Source organism: Legionella tunisiensis (assembly GCF_000308315.1).
In the GTDB taxonomy this organism is placed as follows: domain Bacteria; phylum Pseudomonadota; class Gammaproteobacteria; order Legionellales; family Legionellaceae; genus Tatlockia; species Tatlockia tunisiensis.
Genome location: NZ_CALJ01000176.1, coordinates 1 through 5,428 on the forward strand (window position 1 = coordinate 1; position 5,428 = coordinate 5,428).

Below are 5,428 nucleotides of genomic sequence, written 5' to 3' on the forward strand. Positions count from 1 at the left end.
CTTTGGGTATCGCCGTAGGCCTGCAATTGGCTGCCTCAAAATGGTCTACTGGCCGTTTTGCCTTTTTCTACGATCGCTCTGTAGGATTGGAGCGAGTTGATGCAGTAGAGAAAGCAGCGGCTTCCATTGCAGCACCAGCTGCCTAAAAAATGTTAGCACACTGAATTTAAAGCCCGCTAAAGCGGGCTTTTTCTTTAAGGTTTTTGGAGGGCATGGATGACAGCCCCTAAAAATCGGGTGGCTTCTCCACCGGTAACTGCTCGGTGGTCAAAACTTAAAGACAAGGGTAAGAGACGATGAACTTCCGTTTTACCTTTCGTTGCAACAACACCCTCATATAAACGTCCCACAGCCAGAATTGCAACCATAGGCGGTACAATGATTGGGCTGGCAAAACGGCCGGCGAATTTGCCAAAATTTGAGAGCGTAATGGTTGCGCCTTTTAATTTTCAGGTGCTACGGCACGCTCTTGTACAGCTTGTTTATAATCATTAATCACTTGGCGTAATTGCTCATCCGAACAATTTGCTGCATTATGGATTACCGGTACAAACAATCCTTCACTGTTATCCATTGCTAAGCCCAAATGTACTTCAGCAAAACATTTACGCGCACTATGTGCGGTATCAAACCACGCATTAAGTGCTGGCTCCTCTTTGCAAGCGTGAGTTATTGCTCTAATCAGCCGTACGGTGATATCAGTTTGTGGTTGCCAATTATGAATATCCGCTTCATCAAAAATACTCACAGGCACAACTTCTTGATGGGATTGCATCATGCTGTTGAGCATGGCGCGACGTACGCCCCGTAAGGCCTCAAACCCTTCAGGCAGCTGCGCTTTTTATTGGCCGCTGCTTGAACATCTTCCCGAGTGATCACGCCATGCTCATCGCTGCCACTTAAGGTGTTAAGATTAACCCCCAATTTTTTAGCTAACAAACGTACTGCAGGCGTTGCTTTTGCACGTTGCGACGTCGTGTGGCCTGTACCAATGGTAAAATTGTCCTCCGAAATATCCGTGCTTTCCTCAAGATTACCAACCACGGTTCCTTTATCAACACGCGGCGCATCAGTGGCTGCAAAAGCGACCAACGGTTCACCTGTTTTAATGACATCACCAGGCTTGCCAAATAATTTTACAATGGTTCCACCTTGCGGGCAGGGCACATCGACGACTGCTTTAGCGGTTTCCATCGATACCAAAGGTTGGTCAAGAGTTACCGTATCACCTTCTTTAACAAACCATTCATGAATTTCAGCATCAGGCAGACCTTCGCCCAAATCAGGTAAATTGAAAATATTCATTATCACTCCATTATACTCATGACACTGTCTTTGATTCGTGAAACGCTTGGTAGATAGTGCTTTTCTAGTTGAAAATAGGGCATGACCACATCATAGCCAGTCACTCGTTGAACGGGTGCCAGCAAGTCAGGTAGCAAATTTTCCATCAATTGTGCCGAGATTTCTGCGCCAACGCCACAGGTTCTTGCACCTTCATGGATGATTACGCATCGCCCTGTTTTTTCAACAGAGGCAAGTATGGTTTCAATATCCAAAGGTTTAATAGTAGCCACATCGATTACTTCACAAGAGATACCTTCTTCATTCAATTGTTTGGCAGCTTGTAATGTCTCATGCATACTGGCTCCCCAACTGACTAAGGTTACATCATCACCTTCCTGTAAGGTAAAGCATTTGCCGAGGGGCAGGGCTTGACCATTATCTTCAACGGGCTGTTTAACCAAGCGATAAATTCGTTTTGGCTCAAGAAAAATGACTGGATCAGGATTTCTGATAGCGGCTAATAATAAGCCATAAGCTCGTTTAGGTGAGGAAGGAATAACGACCTGTAATCCTGGGATATGAGCAAATAATGCTTCTGTGCTTTCTGAATGGTGCTCAGGCGCACGAATTCCACCACCAAAAGGAGCCCGAAATACTAATGGACAATGCAGGCGTCCCCGCGTTCGGTTACGCATACGAGCTGCGTGAGAAATAATCTGATTCATTGCCGGGTAAATGAAACCCATAAATTGAAACTCGGCAACAGGTTTTTAAACCTTGAACAGACATTCCTACGGCAAGTCCTGCAATCATTGATTCAGCAAGAGGGGAATCAAAAACACGATGTTCACCAAAACGGTCTTGTAAACCAGCAGTCGCACGGAATACACCGCCATTTTTACCCACATCTTCGCCAAATACAATAACATTTTCATCATTAGCTAATTCATAAGCTAATGCTTGGGTAACTGCCTCAACTAAGGTTATATCAGGCATGAGCTGCTTCCTCCATTGCTATTGCTCGTTGCTCAACCAGATAATCTGGTAGTTCAGCATAATGATAATCAAAGGCACTACTAATGGGTTGAGGGGAGCGTTCGAGGTATTCATCCACGGCCTGTTGAACAAGTTCACCACATTCTTTCAGGAGTTTTTCTTCTTGTGTATTATCCCATAAATTTTGTTGTTCTAGAAAATGCCTAAAGCGTCCAATTGGTTCTTTTAATTTCGCTTTTTCAACTTCTTCTTGCGGTTGATAGCGAGTAGCATCGTCAGCTGTGGTGTGATCGCAGAGCCTATAGGTTAAGGCTTCAATTAAAGTCGGTCCTTGACCCTGACGTGCTTTTTCGATGGCTTCACCGATAACTTGACGGCAAGCAAGTATGTCATTGCCATCTATTTGAATCCCGGCAAATCCTGCTGCAATGGCTTTTTGAGCAACAGTTTGACTGGCTGTTTGCTTAGAGAGGGGTACTGAAATAGCCCATTGATTATTATTAACAATAAAAACCACAGGTAAATTCCAAATCCCTGCTACGTTCATTGCTTCATAAAAATCACCTTCTGAGGTACCACCTTCACCGAGGCATACTACTGCAACGCGTGCTTGGTTGCGATATTTGAATGCAAAAGCGACCCCCGCTGCATGCAAACACTGTGAAGCGATAGGTACACAGATAGGCAAATCTTCCGAATCACAAGCGAATTGACTACCGCGCTCATCACCTCCCCAATAAGCCAGAATCTCTGACATTTTTACGCCGCGTTGAAATTGGGCAGCATAATCACGATAGTAGGGAACGAATACATCCTCTGGCCGCATAGCGTGACCTATCGCAGTTGAAATGGCTTCCTGACCGTTAATGGGGGCATAAGTACCCATCTTACCAGTACGTTGTAGGGCAATTGCTTTTTTATCAAAAATTCTTGTGCGCACCATGATACGATAGAGTTCTTGTAACAGAGGTTTATCACTAGCAAAAGAAGGCAAGGTAGCACAAGGTTCACCTTGTTCATTAATAATTTGAGTAAAAGGTATTTCAAATCGAGCAACTGTTGTCACGGCTTGTCTCCTTGTTAACAACGCCGCCATAGAATACTCACAATTTTTTGCAAAAACCAGATTATGTTTACAATTCTGTAATATCCTGGTGAAAAAGCTGATTAATCTTCGGTTATGACTAGTAAAAAATAAGTTATAATTGTGCTGCTAGTCATTTAGAGTTTTGCAAATTATAACGCAGAAATTAGGGTGTCATTGTTGAATATCTTCCCTTTAGAATATACTGATAATCTCATAGAAAATTATCAAAAAATGAGTAAATTGCCCGGGTTTGTACTCTTGGAAAGTAGTGATAGAGTGCGTGGGCGTTATGATATTCTCAGTGCTTATCCTTATGAACAATTCAGAATAGAGCGTCATGCAACTAATCTAAGCAGTACATTTGAGGAATTACAAAAACGAGTTCCTTTAATTGCCTCGAGTATTGATTTACCTTTTCAAGGGGGAGCAATTGGTTATTTCTCTTATGATTTTGCTATAAATCTAGCGGGTATTAATTCAACAACACAACCTACGCTGGTTGATATGCCTCTGGTGGATATGGGGTTGTATGATTGGGCTATTATTGCTGATCATCGCTTAAAGAAAGTTAGCTTATTTTCAGCGAATAGTCGCGCCGATACAGCTTCAATTGTCGAAGAAATAAAAATACTATGGCAAGACAGAAATCAACGTTGTGAGTCTTTTCGTTGGAGTGGTTTCTTTGTGCCTCTACTTAGCCAAACAGAGTACCAAGAAGCGTTTAAAAGCATTTATCAGGATTTGCAACAAGGCCGATGTTATCAGGTGAATTATACACAGCCATTTAATGCCTGTTATGAGGGTGACCCTTGGGAAATGTATAAGCAGATAAGATTAACCAATCCCGTACCCTATTGTGCCTTTATGCGTACCAATAAAGGAGATTTTCTTAGTTTTTCGCCAGAACGTTTTTTAACTGGGGAGCAAGGCCATTTATTAACCTCGCCTATAAAGGGAACTGAAAGACGAGCTGCCAATTATTGCGATGATATGCTATTACGGGAACGTTTGTTAGCAAGTAGTAAAAATCGTGCTGAGAATATTATGATTGTTGACTTGTTACGCAATGACTTGGGCAAAATTGCGCAGCCAGGGTCTGTGCGGGTAAGTGCTTTATGCGAGGCGGAAAGTTATCAGTCAGTACATCATCTAGTTAGTCATATTGAGGCTCAATGTCGTGATGGTATTAGCTCTTGGCAAGCGATAGAAGCTTGTTTTCCAGGAGGTTCTATTACTGGAGCACCCAAATTAGAATCCATGTATGTCATTGCGGAGCAAGAACCTTATTCCCGTGGTATATACTGTGGTAGTTTGGGTTATTTCTCCCGTCATGGCCGTTTTGATAGTAATATTGCCATACGAACTGTAACTGCCTGTAAAGATGTTTTGCATTTGGCTGCAGGTGGCGGCATTGTGATTGATTCTAACTGGGAAGATGAATATCGTGAGTGTTTCACGAAAATTGCTGCAATTGTGAACGGATTAATAAAGTGAATAAATTAGCGACTCCAAAAGAGGCCGGCGTAATTGTGATGCTCGATTTAACAAACGACTCTTTAGTATTAACCCAACGAAGCACAAAGTTGCCTGAACATCCAGGAGAAGTTTGTTTTCCGGGTGGTCGTTGGCAAGAAGGTGACGAGAATTTATATGCAACTGCCTTACGTGAGTTAAGAGAGGAGTTGGATATAGATGCCTCTCGTATACAGTTGCAAAGAAATATGGCTGTTGAGCGCACTTTAACCGGTTATATTATTCATCCATGGTTGGTTACCATTGAATCATTAGAACCTTATAAAGCTAGTTTGGGGGAAGTATCAGCAGTGTTTAGTCTGCCGCTTGCAGAAGTTAGCAATTTGGCTAATTACCAAGAGCTCATTGTTAAGCGTTATGGGGTAGCTATTAAAAGCTATCAATATACGGCAAGTACTTATTTTGTCTGGGGTGCAACAGCGCGTATTATGATGCAGTTAAGTAAAAAAGAGGGTGATGGCAGTAGAGATTTCATCCTGGTATCGTCAGGTTTTATTTGCCGTTCCCGCAGAGGCGGGAATGACA

At 42.7% G+C, this 5,428-nt stretch carries 3 protein-coding genes and 2 pseudogenes; 2 read left to right on the forward strand and 3 right to left on the reverse strand.

What is annotated here, in order from left to right:
• Nucleotides 1-194: 194 nt before the first annotated feature.
• The 3 genes and pseudogenes from BN58_RS24240 to pdhA all read right to left on the reverse strand — a co-directional run bounded on the left by BN58_RS24240 (nucleotide 195) and on the right by pdhA (nucleotide 3,349).
• Nucleotides 195-1,305, reverse strand: a pseudogene (locus BN58_RS24240) (dihydrolipoamide acetyltransferase family protein).
• Between the two features lie 2 nt (nucleotides 1,306-1,307).
• Nucleotides 1,308-2,283 (reverse strand): annotated as a pseudogene (locus BN58_RS24245) (alpha-ketoacid dehydrogenase subunit beta).
• Nucleotides 2,276-3,349: a pyruvate dehydrogenase (acetyl-transferring) E1 component subunit alpha gene (gene pdhA / locus BN58_RS10740; protein ID WP_019216824.1), complete on the reverse strand. Its 1,074-nt coding sequence runs from the start codon at nucleotides 3,347-3,349 to the stop codon at nucleotides 2,276-2,278. Before pdhA ends, BN58_RS24245 begins: the two are co-directional and overlap by 8 nt.
• Before the next feature lie 198 nt (nucleotides 3,350-3,547).
• Here pdhA and pabB point away from each other — a divergent pair, with 198 nt between their 5' ends.
• Entirely contained in the window at nucleotides 3,548-4,864 is a 1,317-nt protein-coding gene (gene pabB / locus BN58_RS10745) for an aminodeoxychorismate synthase component I (RefSeq protein ID WP_019216825.1), read from the forward strand.
• Nucleotides 4,861-5,428 (forward strand): NUDIX hydrolase (locus tag BN58_RS24250; RefSeq protein ID WP_019216826.1); only part of this gene is annotated, 568 nt, incomplete at its 3' end. The genes pabB and BN58_RS24250, both read left to right, overlap by 4 nt.